General features: G+C 48.0%; 13 protein-coding genes. 9 read left to right on the top strand and 4 right to left on the bottom strand.

Annotation, left to right across the window (positions count from 1 at the left end):
* Positions 1–210: 210 nt before the first annotated feature.
* Positions 211–1,863, bottom strand: coding sequence for a glycoside hydrolase (locus ABXR35_RS20830; protein ID WP_367063978.1), 1,653 nt, complete (start codon positions 1,861–1,863; stop codon positions 211–213).
* A gap of 463 nt (positions 1,864–2,326) precedes the next feature.
* On the opposite strand from ABXR35_RS20830, the gene ABXR35_RS20825 reads away from it, so the two are divergent.
* The 4 genes from ABXR35_RS20825 (at position 2,327) to ABXR35_RS20810 (ending at position 6,279) form a co-directional block, all read left to right on the top strand.
* Complete coding sequence (locus tag ABXR35_RS20825; RefSeq protein WP_367064124.1) at positions 2,327–2,860, top strand: Crp/Fnr family transcriptional regulator; 534 nt, start codon at positions 2,327–2,329, stop codon at positions 2,858–2,860.
* Between the two features lie 144 nt (positions 2,861–3,004).
* Positions 3,005–3,343, top strand: a complete 339-nt coding sequence (locus ABXR35_RS20820; RefSeq protein ID WP_367063977.1) for a darcynin family protein — start codon at positions 3,005–3,007, stop codon at positions 3,341–3,343.
* A 494-nt stretch (positions 3,344–3,837) separates the two neighbouring features.
* The gene (locus ABXR35_RS20815) at positions 3,838–5,010 is read left to right on the top strand and encodes a type II asparaginase (protein WP_367063976.1); all 1,173 of its coding nucleotides are present in this window, start codon (positions 3,838–3,840) and stop codon (positions 5,008–5,010) included.
* A gap of 249 nt (positions 5,011–5,259) precedes the next feature.
* A complete protein-coding gene (locus ABXR35_RS20810; RefSeq protein ID WP_367063975.1) occupies positions 5,260–6,279 on the top strand; it encodes a Gfo/Idh/MocA family protein in 1,020 nt (339 codons plus the stop codon).
* A gap of 171 nt (positions 6,280–6,450) precedes the next feature.
* Here the strand turns inward: ABXR35_RS20810 and ABXR35_RS20805 are convergent, their stop codons facing one another.
* Positions 6,451–7,386, bottom strand: coding sequence for a prenyltransferase (locus ABXR35_RS20805; protein ID WP_367063974.1), 936 nt, complete (start codon positions 7,384–7,386; stop codon positions 6,451–6,453).
* Between the two features lie 205 nt (positions 7,387–7,591).
* Here ABXR35_RS20805 and ABXR35_RS20800 point away from each other — a divergent pair, with 205 nt between their 5' ends.
* Together ABXR35_RS20800 and ABXR35_RS20795 are read left to right on the top strand one after the other, a co-directional pair.
* Positions 7,592–7,939, top strand: a complete 348-nt coding sequence (locus ABXR35_RS20800; RefSeq protein WP_367063973.1) for a zinc ribbon domain-containing protein YjdM — start codon at positions 7,592–7,594, stop codon at positions 7,937–7,939.
* Between the two features lie 225 nt (positions 7,940–8,164).
* The gene (locus ABXR35_RS20795) at positions 8,165–9,241 is read left to right on the top strand and encodes an LLM class flavin-dependent oxidoreductase (protein ID WP_367063972.1); all 1,077 of its coding nucleotides are present in this window, start codon (positions 8,165–8,167) and stop codon (positions 9,239–9,241) included.
* Positions 9,242–9,343: 102 nt separating this feature from the next.
* On the opposite strand, the gene lepB is transcribed toward ABXR35_RS20795, so the two are convergent.
* On the bottom strand, positions 9,344–10,003 hold the full coding sequence (lepB, locus tag ABXR35_RS20790) for a signal peptidase I (protein ID WP_367063971.1): 660 nt from the start codon (positions 10,001–10,003) through the stop codon (positions 9,344–9,346).
* 261 nt (positions 10,004–10,264) lie between these two features.
* Between lepB and ABXR35_RS20785 the strand changes: the two genes are divergently transcribed.
* From ABXR35_RS20785 to ABXR35_RS20775, 3 genes are all read left to right on the top strand, one after another.
* Complete coding sequence (locus ABXR35_RS20785) at positions 10,265–11,308, top strand: SDR family oxidoreductase (protein WP_367063970.1); 1,044 nt, start codon at positions 10,265–10,267, stop codon at positions 11,306–11,308.
* 296 nt (positions 11,309–11,604) lie between these two features.
* A complete protein-coding gene (locus tag ABXR35_RS20780) occupies positions 11,605–12,150 on the top strand; it encodes a sigma-70 family RNA polymerase sigma factor (protein WP_367063969.1) in 546 nt (181 codons plus the stop codon).
* Positions 12,137–13,699 carry a DUF4179 domain-containing protein gene (locus ABXR35_RS20775; protein ID WP_367063968.1) on the top strand — a complete coding sequence of 521 codons (1,563 nt, stop codon included), beginning with the start codon at positions 12,137–12,139 and terminating at the stop codon, positions 13,697–13,699. Before ABXR35_RS20780 ends, ABXR35_RS20775 begins: the two co-directional genes overlap by 14 nt.
* A gap of 140 nt (positions 13,700–13,839) precedes the next feature.
* Here the strand turns inward: ABXR35_RS20775 and ABXR35_RS20770 are convergent, their stop codons facing one another.
* On the bottom strand, positions 13,840–14,268 hold the full coding sequence (locus ABXR35_RS20770) for a MarR family winged helix-turn-helix transcriptional regulator (protein ID WP_367063967.1): 429 nt from the start codon (positions 14,266–14,268) through the stop codon (positions 13,840–13,842).
* Positions 14,269–14,382: the final 114 nt, after the last annotated feature.

Raw genomic sequence — 14,382 nt, 5'->3', positions numbered from 1 at the left:
TTATCCAACACATGGATATTGAACAAGGAAAGCAAAAAGTGTAGCACATAGAAACCAATCACGGCTGCAATCATATAGATAACGATCATTACTATATTCCTTTCCTATGGAATGAGCATACGTTCTTGCTATCAGAGATTCGTATGCTAGATCGAGTGCGCCATACGTCTGCAAGACTGCTGGTATTTCTTTCATTTTTCGCTATTAGCATCATTTTCCTACTAGTGTCATCAGGGATCGTGCCGGGATGGTAATATCCTTTTTCATCGAAACGGTAGACTGCTTTTTCAGATCGGCAGAATCGGAAGTCAGATAAGGCTCAAACTGCTTCACATCCTTGCCACCGGGTAGGTTGCTGATGTCCACATGGATCGTTTTGTCTTCATTGCTGCTGTTGACGAATACAACGGACAGCTGCTTGTCTTTGTCATGATAATACGCCGAGCCCATCAGACCATTCGGGTCGTTGGCACCTTCTAGACCGATGCGTTCTGCACCAGGACGAACGAAGCGGCTGTAATTGCCCAGCGCCCATAGCGTTTTGGATGGTAAAATGGACTGTTCATCGCCCGGATTGTTGTAATCAGTGTAGATCAGACCGTCCTTGTAATCTTCTTTGGATACGGCAAGCCACCATTGCCATGCGGATGCCTGTGTTGTCACCATATCATAGTGGATCACTTTGGCTACATCCAGTGCCGTTGTCATCGTCAGATCACGTCCGGGTCCACGATCGCCGAGGATACAGTATTCGGACATCCAGAATGTCATATTTTTTCCGTATCGGTTCAAATTGTCACGAACCAGCTCACGCAGACGCACCAGTCGGTCGTCGCCGGGATTGGATTGATCAGACCAGTAGGCGTGAGCGCTCATCTTATTGCCGATGATCTGTGCTGTTGTGGGGTCACCCAGCAGTTCCTTGATATATTCGCTGTATTTGCCGGGATACTTGCCGCCTGCATTGCCACTGGTGTAGGTGCTGCCAGCTTTTCCGGTAAACGCAGCGTACTGATCGTTATCCAGCAGGGATAAGTATTCGACTGCTTCGATGGCATCAATCTCGGTATGCAGACCGCGTTTTTGCAGCTCGGTATGCAGGGCATTCAGCACATTGCGGATGTCTTGCATGTTATAGCGATTGCCTTCCTGCCCGGCTTTGTTCCAGTCCCATGTCGGTTCGTTGATCGGGCTAATATAGTCGAAGCCCAGCTTTTGCTTGTCAAAATGCTCCAATACATCTGCGAGAAATACGGCATAATCCTGAACCGCCTCTGGCTTCAGATTGGTGCTGCCAACCGAATCGTCTGGCTGCCCGTGTCCATTTTTGGTCATCCATACGGGTGGGCTATTTACAAAAGCGACCGTTTGGCTGACACCACGCTGCTTGGCGGCTTTGAGAAACCATTGCTGCCCTGCCTGCTGTGACCAGTCGTATGGCTGATTGGCAGCCGATTTGAAGCTGTCCGCTCGGCGCCAAGGATCGCTAATGATATCCTGATCGGTCGCGGTGCTGCCTGCACCAATATTGAAGCGCCAGATGGACAGCCCAATGCCTTTATGCTTGGAAAATAGCAGATCGGCGACACGATTTTTGTTTTTGTCCGACCATTCGGAGCCGATATGATCGATACTCCATGCACCAGATGCGCCGAAGCCGTCGATATGCTGGTAATGCTGCTGTCCGTTGATTGTAATTGTTTGTACACTGCGTTGAGGTTCTTGCTTGGATGCAGTGGTGTCGTTGCCTGTAGACGACGCTGCTCCAGCACCGGATGCCATACTGGAAAAGAGCGCGATGGATAGGGATAGCGCGCTCAATCGAGGTAACCATCTGGTGGGGTTGTTATGGATCAATCTCATGACATGTCCTCCTTCAAATGATGAGCTATGTAGTGCTGGTATGAACAGGATAAGCGACAATTAGGCATTAATTGTATACGCTTACAATAATGAGTATAACCAATTCTATCCTTTTCAGGAATCCCTATTATGATAGTTATCTATTGTGTAGGCTTGGAGAAACATGAGAATGACGGTGATTATGTGCATGAAATGGCTTTTTGACGCTGGAGAAGCATACAATATAAGGTAGAGAATCGCAGCGGTTTACTGGCAAGACAACGGAACGACGAAGCTACCAAACAACAAAAATATTAAATAACAACACAACAACACAACAACACAACAAAATTACCTTGTTCCCATGTGTGAAATAAATGATCTGCACATTGCACATCACATAACATCTTTGAGCAGAAGGGAGGAAATGATTAGCATGGATCAGCATTATGAAGCCCTATGGCGATTGGCGGCTGAGACGGGCATGAAGCAGCAGGAATGGACGCCATTTATTCAGGGGACGACGATTCGTCAGATTCGGGCGGGGCAACAGCTGATTGCTGCGGGAGAGTCGGTTAAAGCGGCTTACTTTTGCGTGAGCGGATTGTTTCGGCTCTATTATATATTGGAGGACGGACGCGAATACAATGTAGGCTTTACATTGGAAGGCGATTACGCGACATCCTATGCAGCAATGATTCAAAGAACCCCCTCAGCGTATACGATTGAAGCACTGGAAGATTCGGTGGTTATCGAAATGGATCATGGGCTGCTAGAACAGTTGATGGCAGAGCATCATAGCTGGGAGCGCTTTGTCCGACTGGCAGTGGAGAGGCTGTATATTCGAAAAGAAGAACGGGAGCGCGAGTTGCTGTATTTGTCTGCCGCAGAGCGATATCAAGCTTGTTTACACAAATATCCGGGGCTAGAGCAGCGCATTCCGCAGTATCATATTGCTTCCTATATTGGTATTTCACCTGTGTCGCTTAGTCGGATGTTGCATCGCGGCGAAATCTAATAACCAGCGCCTAACTGTGATGCTACTCAGCAGATGTAAGTTTGTCATTAACCTATGTTAATGAGGAATTTCGATGAATATTTTACAATCAAGTCAGCACAGGATGAAATATGATCCACTGATCACGTAAAGGAGAATGATGAAATGCGTTATATGATGATTGTACTGTTGGAATTTTATCCGTCTTGGTTGGCGTTGCCGCGAGAACAACGGCGCGTACATGCTGCTGGATTGCAAGAGATTATACAGCAGCATAAGGATAAGGTAACTGTGCGGTTTTTTGACGCCGAGGCACTACCGGGCAAGGACTACACTGACTTTGTCGTCTGCGAAACGGACGATATGGAATCGTATCACTATATGTGGGAAGCGATTCGCGACTCCGAGCCTTACACACGCGGCTATATGAAGATTAAAAATGTCATTATGGGTTTGGAAAATGCTTTTGAATCGTACGAGAAGCAGGTACTGGGCATGGAATAATAGGATTGCCGCCCTGATCCCTACTTGATAACGCTGCCCCTTTACTACAATTGTTTTGAATCGCGAGGAACCGTCTCGTATATTGATAGGCAAACATCGCCTCAAGTCGTCTACCTCTACAGACGACTTGAGGCGATATTTTTTAGAAGAAGCAAGCAGTAAAAAGGAAAATATGTATAAAATACCAAAATATAATTTGCATAATATGCACGATCATTTATATTTATGTAAATTTACTTGACGTGGAAGAAACGCGTTTATTATAATTTACCTCAAATCACATGCTTTTATGTAAAATAAACTAACATAAAATTCGCTTTTTGCTTAAAAAAATACATGGAGGTGAAAATAAACCGTTTGGCTGGATTACATAGAATACGGAATACATGAATCTGCTGCTTGTTTACCGCTTGCTTTGAATTTTTATACATACAAACAACAGCGTGATATACATGTGTGCAACACTCAACCAACATCCTGAAGGAGGAATTTGTATGATCAAATGGAATGGCTGGACAAGAAACATAGGGGCGTTTGTATTAGCGACGGCGCTGGTATTACCGATTACATTGGAATCCGCATCAGCGGCAACCTCCACTACCGCAAGCACGACAGCGAAGACTACAGCCGTGGCAGCAAGTACATCTGCGTCGGCAACAGCACCTGCTGCTGTCACAAAAGACCTGCCCAATATCAAAATATTAGCGACGGGCGGCACTATTGCTGGTTCCTCCTCGTCCAATACCGATGTGACCGGGTATCAGGCGGGAGCGCTCGGTATTGATACACTGATCAATGCCGTACCGGAAATGAAGGATATTGCGAATGTGAGCGGCGAGCAAATCGCAAATGTCGGTAGTCCAGACGTCGACAATGCTGTACTGCTCAAGCTTGCGAAACGCATTAATGAATTGCTGGCTTCCGACGATGTAGATGGAGTTGTCGTTACACATGGTACGGATACGTTGGAAGAAACCTCCTACTTCCTCGATCTGGTTGTGAAAAGTAACAAGCCAGTCGTGGTTGTAGGGGCGATGCGTCCAGCTACAGCGATCAGCGCGGACGGTTCCTTTAACCTGTACAATGCTGTCAAAATCGCTGGTACACCGCAAGCGAGTGGCAAAGGCGTCCTGATCGAGTTGAATGACCGCATCGGCGCAGCACGTTATATTACGAAAACCAACACCACTGGAACGGATACATTCAAATCGACCGAGCAAGGATACTTGGGTGTTGTATCCGGTGGTAAAGTGTACTTCTATAACGAGCCAACCCGTAAGCATACGGCTGATTCCGTATTCGATATTACGAATCTGACAGAATTGCCGCAGGTGGATATTTTGTACGAGTATCAGAATAATGGAAGTTATCTGTACGATGCAGCCGTAGCCGCTGGTGCCAAAGGCATCGTGGTTGCTGGCAGTGGCAATGGCTCCTTATCCACGCTGTCCAAAGCAGGCGCGATCAAAGCTGCCGCGTCTGGCGTAGCGGTTGTTCGCTCTACCCGCACAGGCAGTGGGGTAGTGACGCACTCTACTGAGGATGACCAGAACGGCATGATCTCATCCGACTCGCTCAATCCACAAAAATCACGCATTCTGCTGATGTTGGCACTGACTCAAACGAAGGATGCGAAGCAGATTCAGACATTTTTTGACGAGTATTGAGTAGAAAATGGTATGGAGTAGAGGGTGTCATTGAGTGTAGAGTATTAGATCTTGAATAGTGAAATAGAGAAAGCCGTTCTCATTAGAGAGCGGCTTTTTGCTTGTGACCATTGCAACGGTGTGACCAACCTATGTTAAAAGTGCTAAGATGAATGCAGAGCGGTATCTTTTCTTTTGGAGATCGTCCATAGTAAACAAAGAGTCTGATCCATTCTTACCCTACATAACGAAACGAACAGGAGAGTAATTATGAGCAAAATTCGGATCGCCGTTACCGGGCTTGGTAATATGGGAGAAAGCTTAGTCTATACATGGTTGCCACGTTATGCAGAGCAAGCGGAGATCGTTGCCGTTTGTGATGTAGATAGCGAAAAGCGCAAGCGTGCGGTGGCAGAAACAGGAGCGCGCGAATATGAAGCGGCGGCATATATCCGTATGCTGGACGAGATCAAGCCGGATCTGGTGTATATCGCTGTACCGCCTGCCTTTCATTACGATGCGGCAGTTGCGGCATTTGAACGGGGCATTGCTGTATTTTGTGAGAAGCCGCTGGCGAACAGTCTGGATGAAGCAAGGGCTTTGCTGGAATGCGGAGCAGAGTCGGGCAAGCTGCATGTCGTGCATTTTTCGTTTCCACAGGAGCCTGCCGTGCTACAGCTGGGCAAATGGGTGAATGAAGGAAAAATTGGCGAGATTCGTAAAATGGAACTGCTGCTCCATTTTCCGCAGTGGCCGCGTGCATGGCAGCAGAATAGCTGGATTTCTACACGTCAGCAGGGCGGATTTATTTTGGAGGTCGGTGTGCACTGGATTCACATGATCCAGCAGATCTTTGGTGAGATTACGCATGTGCAAAGTCATGTGATCTATCCCGACGATCCGCAGCAGTGTGAGCAGGAAGTGAAGGCGACGCTGACGTTGCACAATGGGCTTCGTGTTCATCTGTCAGGACATAGCGGTCAAGCGCAGCAGGAGCGTGTCTCGTTGCTGGTACACGGTGAGCAAGGCGATATTGCGCTGGAAAATTGGGAGCAGCTTTATTGGAATGAGGTCGGTCAAGCGCCGCAGCCAATGGAGCATTCCATAGCGCCGGAAGACAGCCATTTGCCGATTTTCGGTGAGATCGTGAATCTGCTGCAAGGTCAGCCGGGTCAAATCTATGACTTTTACGATGGATACAATGCGCAGGTTGTGCTGGAAGCGCTGCGTCAGCCATCGTCTGAGGACGCTATGGATCTGCGTCCGTTGTACATTCGACGAGAACAGTAAACGACGAGTAGTACCAGCATACATGAGCGAAGCCTGCGACGAATCCGTTGCAGGCTTTGTTGTTCGTTGGGGTATTGGCTATTGTTATAGCGGATATGATGTTATGACTGTGCTGTATCCCTTTTGTACCATGCCTTTTACATGAGTGTACTGCGGATAGTGATATATTGTTTATACGAAAATGCCCAGCAGTACCGCTCCGGCGATGGCGAGCAGGAGTAGCTTCTTTTCACAGGCAGTGACGGAAGCGGGCTGGCGCACATCCATCTTCCAAATCCACCAGATGGATAGCAGCACGATGATGCCCATACCGACAGCGGCGATATACCGTCCGCTGATTGCGAGCCAGATACAGCAGAGTGCGATGAGCAGCATATACGCCAGTGCAGGTACTCGGCTATATTCGTTCCCCCAGCGATCGGCAGACCAGACGACACTGGTACGTTTTACCGGTGAAGCCTGACGGTCGGCGTCTAGATCGGGAATATGATGCACCATGACCCAAGCGATGCAGTACAAAGCATTGATGATCGCATTTTGTACCGACCAGAGTGGGAAGCTGCCGGTAGCCAGCCATGCACCACCCAAACCGAGAAACAGTGCCGACGGAAAGGTGCTGATCCATTCACCAGCAAGCGGGTAATAGCTAAGTCGCAGTGCAGGGAGCGAGTAGGACGCTGCACCCCAGATGCCAACCAGTAATAGAATCGCTAGTCGGTACTGTCCGGTTAGCAGCAGGATCACATCCAGCACAAGCAGAATGCCTGTCAGCCATAGACCAAAGCGATATAGCAGCCCCGGCGTAATGCGCCCTTCCTGAATGACGCGACTGCCGCCAGATAGCATTGCCGGGCTATGCTGATCTGTACCGGACAAGTAGTCGGTATAATCGTTGAGTGCATGAGTCAGAATACCGTGGATGAGGATGCAGCCGACTAGCAGTACTGCGGAGATCAGCACGGTGTTGACTACTGAAATCGTATCGTATGCCAGTAGTGGAAAAACACCGGAGAAAATAATCGCTACGCTGGAGCACAGCACGGCAATTGGACGTATTAAACGCATGGCATTGCGAAGCGTGAACGCCTGCAAAATGTAATGGCTCATGCCATCCTCCCTTTCGTCGCTCGTTTTGTCGTTCTTTCATGTATACCACCTGTGTATGTGTTGGGAATCAGATCTATGCTGCATTCAGGGAATAATTGCTACTTTTCCAAAAATATCTGCAATTTGAATGGAAATATCCGACATTGCCAGATGATACAGTCTGTGGGAAAATAGGCGCATGAAAATCACGAATGGAGAAGTGAATATGAACGAATTACCAAATTGCCCGGAATGTAACTCCGCCTACACGTATGAGGACGGAACGGGTCTGCTGGTCTGCCCAGAATGTGGACACGAATGGACACCGGGCGCTGAGTCCAATGGAGCGGAAGAGTCATTTGTCGTCCGCGATGCCAACGGAAATATCCTACAGGACGGCGACAGCGTAACGGTTATCAAAGACCTCAAGGTTAAAGGAAGCTCATCCGTTCTGAAGATCGGTACACGCGTCAAAAGTATCCGCCTGATCGAAGAAGGCGACCACAACATCGACTGCAAAATCGACGGCTTCGGCGCGATGAAACTCAAATCGGAATTTGTGAAAAAAGCCTGATTATACAAAAGCCTGCCATATCGCTCGATGGAGTGGATATGGCAGGCTTTTTTGTTTAGATAGTGATCGATTTCCAATAAACGCTTGCAATACAGCGCGAAATAGTTTTAAATAAAGATAATTAATATTTCGAAATAAAGATATTTTGGATGGATCTTGCATATGAATCTGCACGTCTCCATTGACGTGATCGAATATATACAACTTCAAGGAGGATTTTGACTCATGGAAATAGGCATCAGTACGTTTGTAGAAACAACAGCCGATACAGAAACAGGCAAGGTAATCAGTCATGCGGAGCGCATTCGCCAAGTGGTGGATGAGATCGTATTGGCGGACAAAGTGGGTCTGGACATCTTTGGCGTTGGTGAGCATCATCGCGCAGATTACGCGGCATCCGCTCCAGCGGTTATTTTGGCAGCAGCGGCTTCGCAAACAGAGCGCATTCGTCTGACCAGTGCGGTAACGGTGCTGTCCTCCGCTGATCCTGTACGGGTATTTCAGGAGTTCTCAACACTTGACGCAATCTCCAACGGTCGCGCTGAGATTATGGCAGGACGCGGTTCGTTTATCGAATCGTTCCCACTGTTTGGCTATGATCTCGACGACTATGACACGCTGTTCGACGAGAAGCTGGAGCTGCTGCTGCAAATTCGTGATTCGGAAATCGTAAACTGGAAAGGCGGTCATCGTCCGGCGATCGAAGGTCGCGGCGTCTATCCACGTCCGGTACAAGACCCACTGCCAGTATGGATCGGTAGCGGCGGTAACACCGAATCCGTCGTACGCGCAGGCTTGCTCGGTCTACCGCTCGTACTGGCGATTATCGGCGGTCATCCTACTCAATTCGCACCGCTGGTTGAGCTGTATTACAAAGCGGCAGCCCATGCTGGACACGACAAATCCAAGCTATCCGTAGCATCGCACTCGCACGGCTTTATCGCGGATAGCAATGACATCGCGGCGGATAAATTCTTCCCTTCTACGCAAGCAGCGATGAGCCAGCTTGGTCGTGAGCGCGGCTGGGGACCATATACGCGCGCTTCGTTCGATGCGGCGCGCAGCTTTGAAGGTGCGCTGTATGTTGGCGATGTGGATACCGTTGCGAAGAAAATTATTCATCTGCGCAAAAACGTCGGCATTACTCGCTTTATGCTGCATACTCCGGTTGGCACGATGTCTAATCATGATGATGTACTGCGAGCGGTCGAACTGCTGGGTAAAGAAGTCGCACCGATCGTACGTGAAGAAATCGCTCGCTGGGAAGCAGAAACGGGTAATCAGCAAGGCGGACAGGCATAATTTTTCCGAAATCCGAAATCCGAAATCCGAAATGTAGAATATAGCAAAGAGCAGCCATTGGCTGCTCTTTTTGGTTTGAAATCAGATGCTATTGTGGACGGCTTAGTTGCTTGTTTCTGTGTCTGAGGTGGAGGCGCTGACCACTCGGTTTGCTTCGCCGGATTTGACCAGCTGCATGTTGGCGGCGGGCCATAAGATCACGTCCGCACGTCCGATCACGTCGCTGACTGGCACGTAGCCGATCATACGGCTGTCCTCGCTATGGGAGCGATTGTCGCCCATCACGAACAGGTAGCCATTCGGTACAGTGCCATCAGGAATCTCGGTCGTCGGAAAGTTGTTGATGTTATACGCGCTGCCCTGCTTCTCAGCATCGGCAACTGCGGCAGCAATGTACGACTCATCCAGCTTTTTGCCGTTTACGGTAACGGTATCGCCATTGACGCTCACCTTATCTCCACCAACTGCAATGACGCGTTTAATAAAATCGCTATGATGGGAAGGCACCTTGAGGACGATCACATCGCCCGGTTGGGGTGGATGCAGATCATAGACGATCTTGTTTACAATGATTCGCTCATTATTATGAAAATTCGGCTCCATCGAATGTCCCTGTACCTCGAATGACTCGAATAACAAGGTGCGTACTAGCAATGCGACCAGTACGACAACGACAAGCATAATCGCCCATTGTTTAAATTCTCTGGCGGCGCGTGGTTCTTTTTGCTTTGCTGCTGTATCCGCCGGTATCTGGCTGTTCATGCACAATCCCCTTTCCTGACTGACAGGCTACATTCGTCAATGAACTGCCTGTATCCCTCTGCAAACGCAACCTCCATTGCTAACAATGGAGTGAGGGGTTCTTGATTAACATATATGAACCTTCAACAGGAAGTAAAGTCCCAATTTTAAGATAACCCTGTGTATAGTATCGGAAAGTGAGGAATCATTTGTAACGGCTGCGCAGGAGTGCTATCGTTAAAAGGTAAGCCCAGACCGATCCATTACGTTGGAGGTGCAAACATGAAAGCGTTATTTATTGGAGGCACAGGCACGATTAGTGAGTCTATTTCCAAACAGTTGTTGGAGCAAGGACATGAATTGTATTTGCTTAATCGGGGTAATCGTAACACCGGCTTGCCGGATGGGGGGCATCTGCTGCAAGGGGACATCCATGACGAGCAGCATGTCGCTACGTTGATTGAAGATTTGGCATTTGATGTGGTGGCGGATTTTATTGCGTTTACACCGGATCAACTGGAACGAGATTATCGTCTGTTTGCGGGTAAAACCAAACAGTTTATATTTATTAGCTCTGCTTCGGCTTACCAGAAGCCTTTGTCAGATTACCGGATCAATGAAGGCACGCCGTTGTCCAACCCATACTGGGAATATTCGCGCAACAAGATTGCTTGCGAGGATTACCTGATGAAGCAATATCGGGAGCAGGGCTTCCCAGTAACGATTGTACGACCGAGCCATACATACAGCGACCGTTCGCTGCCGGTTGGTGTACATGGTGGTCAATCCAGTTGGCAGCTGGCGCGCCGGATGCTAGATGGCAAGCCAGTCATTATTCATGGCGATGGAACATCGCTTTGGACGCTGACGCACAGCGATGATTTTGCCAAAGGCTTTATCGGGCTGATGGGCAATATTCACGCGATTGGCGAAGCGGTGAATATTATGTCGGACGAGTCGGTCACATGGAACCAGATTCACGAGATTATCGCGTCTGCGCTTGGCGTGGAGCTGAAGGCAGTGCATGTATCGTCCGAATTCCTTGATGCATGCAGCGATCAGGATTATCGCGGCAGTCTGCTCGGTGACAAAGCGAACAGCGTCGTGTTCGACAATAGCAAGCTGAAGCGTCTAGTACCGGGCTTCACCGCCACAATTCGTGCAGATCAGGGTCTGAAGCGCGCAGTGCAGTATATTTTGGACCATCCTGAGCTGCAAAAGGAAGATCCAGCGTTCGACGATTGGACTGACCGTGTGATTGCCGCGCTGGAACAGGCGATTGCTACAGTGAAAAAGGGGAATTTTAATGGATCAGGTGATCAGTAAGTGCTAAGCGTGGGCGACTCTAGAATATAATAAGTAGTGCAGCGTCGTCAGCTGAGCACATGTTGTCACTATCCCATTTCCATCATAAAACAGCTATCCGTATACACGCGGATGGCTGTTTTTTATTTTTTTATAAAGAGATGTAACCTTTCGGCATTCCCGTGTATCTAATGATAGAATTTCAAATATTGGGTTATATTGGGATGATATTGCGCTGCACGGCAGATCAAAACGGAATAGGGAAGGCGCGCAGGGAACACGGTGCCAATGTCACAAAGAGAGAAGGTGGACAACCATTGGACGAACAGGATGTACAACAACAGGTCGGGCTAGCTCGGCGTGGGGATGAGCAGGCATTTTTGCGGCTGATGAAGCATATGGAGCTTCGACTATACCGTATTGCCAGTGCGATGGTGAAGCGGCAGGAGGATGTAGTGGATGTGATGCAGGAGACGGTGATCAAGGCGTATGAATCGTTGCCGCAGCTACGCGAAGCGATATTTTTTGAGACATGGATCATTCGCATCCTGATCAATGAATGCAATCACGTATTGCGCAAACGCCAGCGGGTCATTCCTTTTTCCGAAATCAGACCGACGGTGAACATCGCCGTTGGTACATATGACGATGTGGATATGCGGCAAGTGGTGGATCAATTGGAGGAAGACAAGCGACAGTTGATTATTTTGCATTATTTTCAGGATATTCCGTTAAAACAGGTCGCCGACATTCTCGGCATTACCGAGAGTACAGCCAAAACGAGATTGCATCGTACACGCAAGCTACTATCCCGCTGGATCGGCGGAGAAGACGAGGAGGGACGTACGCATGAAAACCGATAAGCTAGATCAACTGCTGAGAGAACGTGGACGTGACGAAGCAGAACAGATGCCACCGGAAATAGAGGCACGTTTGCAGCATATATATGGGCAGATTGGGCAGCGCCGGACGGCACAGCAGATTCGCGACGATCTCGCCATGTCTTCACCGTCGAACACGTCTGTACCGCAGATGAAAGATCATGGCGCTGGATATGAGGATGGTTCATTGTCTGTATTGCCCGCGGCGGATGATGTCATGACTGCACAGCCAGAGCGTAAGCGCAAGCGTCACCGCTGGATTTGGCAGAGTATGACTGCTGCTGCCGTGCTCGTCATCGGTGTAGGCGGAGTGCTGGGCAGCGGGTTCTTCTCTGCCGATATGGCGCGTTCGCTCAAGCAGATTCCGGGAACGGAATATGTGTACCGCTTCACCTCGGAAATGGGCTGGCAGACAGCAGACGAGCGAGAAGAAAATGCCAAACCAACGATTCAGCAAAATGGTGTGACGATGACGCTGGAATCGCTGGTATACGACGGAAGTAAGCTGAGGCTGGAAGTAAGTCAGCAGACGGAGCAGAAGAATGCAGAGATTGAGAAGGTAGAGGTTATTGTGAATGGTAAAAATGCTACTTTGCCTCTCGATTTAAATGCAACCGCAGAGCAAAAACAGAATATATTCCACAGACAAGTGATCGATCAGAACCATGCCAACTATGCAATGGTGTATGATCTCATTCCAGAGGTGTTACAAGGAAAGAATGATTCAAGTGGACGGATGGATGGATACGAAACTAACCCTAAAACGGTAGATATGAATATTCGGATTACGCTTAAACATATGACAAATCAGCCATTTATATATCATGTGAATGCGACACGTACGTCGAAGCTCGATCGTTATGCTATTCCTAAGCGTATATCCACGGGACAGGGCATTGCTTTTGATAAAGTAGAAGCAACGTCAACGCCGCTTGCCACATATGTTCATGTTAAATTAGACGGGTATCCAGACTGGAAGCAGCGGAATCATAATCAATACATTCTGTATATGTTGACTGATTCGGAGGGGAATGTGTATCGTGAAAACCCGCAAAGTACAGGTTCTCCAGATGATAAACATTCCGAATATGATGCTCTACCAACTGAAGCAACGGGATTAACTCTAATACCGTGGTATTTTAGCGAGACATCTGATCAGCAAATTCATTCTATCTCTATGAAAAACAAACCAAGTGCAGAGCGACCGATTCAACTAGATATGGGTTCAACAGGGAGTATAAGCATTACAAACATTCAAGAAAATGATGATCAAATAATCCTACATGTGATACCGGGCGAGCCTTACCAGTTGTATCAGGTTGTCTATTCACTCTGGTATGAGCAACCGAATAGCAAACGCGAACAGAATGGTGTCTATGCTACCACCGTGAATCCAGATCTAGCAGTAAACGGACAATATATCATCACGTATGATAAAGCAAAGCTGAAAGGTACGAAAACAGAGCTGTACTATACAATAGACAAGATGAACTATCTACCCCAAATACCGATTCCAAGCAATAGTAAATGATAGTCTAAAACACGATATAAACATTCTATTTGTATCGTGTAGTAATTTTTGTTGTATAGCAAAAAGCCGTCCTTCTACGCTGTATTCACAGCAGAAGGGCGGCTTTTGTTCATTTCTCATCCCACTCAATAAACTCCCTTTTAATAAAACACCTTCCGCTGCAATAACTGCAACGCTTGCTCCAATTCCTGCCGCTCCTGCGCATCTAGCCCCTTGGTTCGCTCGTTGAACTTCACTTCAATCTGAGCGAAGATACCGTTGATCCATTCCGTTCCAACAGCAGTCAGGCGGAACAGCTGTTTACGACGGTCGTTGGGATCGGATAGCTTTTCACACAGCCCTTTTTCAATCAGCTTACGCAGTTCGCGGCTCGTATTGGGCATGGACATGTGCATGCAGTCGCTGATGGCGCTAGGCGTTTGCGGCTGACTGACAGCGAGATATTCGAGTATTTTATATTGAATCGGCGTGACATGATCCAGTCGAATCTCGGAGGACATAGCAGCCGTAGCGTTATGCACGGATGTGATGAAGTTGATCAATTGACGAAACAGTGTAGAACCTTGCATACGATCACCTCTTTCTTTCACCAACATACCAGAGAGGTTATCATAAAACAATTATCATTTGACAAGTAAATAGACATACTGCTATATTTTATTTATCAAATGATAACTAAAAGG

This window comes from Paenibacillus sp. JQZ6Y-1, assembly GCF_040719145.1.
Taxonomy (GTDB): Bacteria; Bacillota; Bacilli; order Paenibacillales; family Paenibacillaceae; genus Saccharibacillus; species Saccharibacillus kandeliae.
This window is presented reverse-complemented; position numbering and strand designations above follow the sequence as displayed.

Coding starts and splice junctions, on each gene's coding strand:
- lepB (WP_367063971.1), bottom strand. CDS start 10,003: ATGAACAGCCAGATACCGGCGGATACAGCAGCAAAGCAAAAAGAACCA.
- ABXR35_RS20770 (WP_367063967.1), bottom strand. CDS start 14,268: ATGCAAGGTTCTACACTGTTTCGTCAATTGATCAACTTCATCACATCC.
- ABXR35_RS20820 (WP_367063977.1), top strand. CDS start 3,005: ATGCGTTATATGATGATTGTACTGTTGGAATTTTATCCGTCTTGGTTG.
- ABXR35_RS20800 (WP_367063973.1), top strand. CDS start 7,592: ATGAACGAATTACCAAATTGCCCGGAATGTAACTCCGCCTACACGTAT.
- ABXR35_RS20830 (WP_367063978.1), bottom strand. CDS start 1,863: ATGAGATTGATCCATAACAACCCCACCAGATGGTTACCTCGATTGAGC.
- ABXR35_RS20810 (WP_367063975.1), top strand. CDS start 5,260: ATGAGCAAAATTCGGATCGCCGTTACCGGGCTTGGTAATATGGGAGAA.
- ABXR35_RS20775 (WP_367063968.1), top strand. CDS start 12,137: ATGAAAACCGATAAGCTAGATCAACTGCTGAGAGAACGTGGACGTGAC.
- ABXR35_RS20785 (WP_367063970.1), top strand. CDS start 10,265: ATGAAAGCGTTATTTATTGGAGGCACAGGCACGATTAGTGAGTCTATT.
- ABXR35_RS20815 (WP_367063976.1), top strand. CDS start 3,838: ATGATCAAATGGAATGGCTGGACAAGAAACATAGGGGCGTTTGTATTA.
- ABXR35_RS20805 (WP_367063974.1), bottom strand. CDS start 7,386: ATGAGCCATTACATTTTGCAGGCGTTCACGCTTCGCAATGCCATGCGT.
- ABXR35_RS20825 (WP_367064124.1), top strand. CDS start 2,327: ATGAAGCAGCAGGAATGGACGCCATTTATTCAGGGGACGACGATTCGT.
- ABXR35_RS20795 (WP_367063972.1), top strand. CDS start 8,165: ATGGAAATAGGCATCAGTACGTTTGTAGAAACAACAGCCGATACAGAA.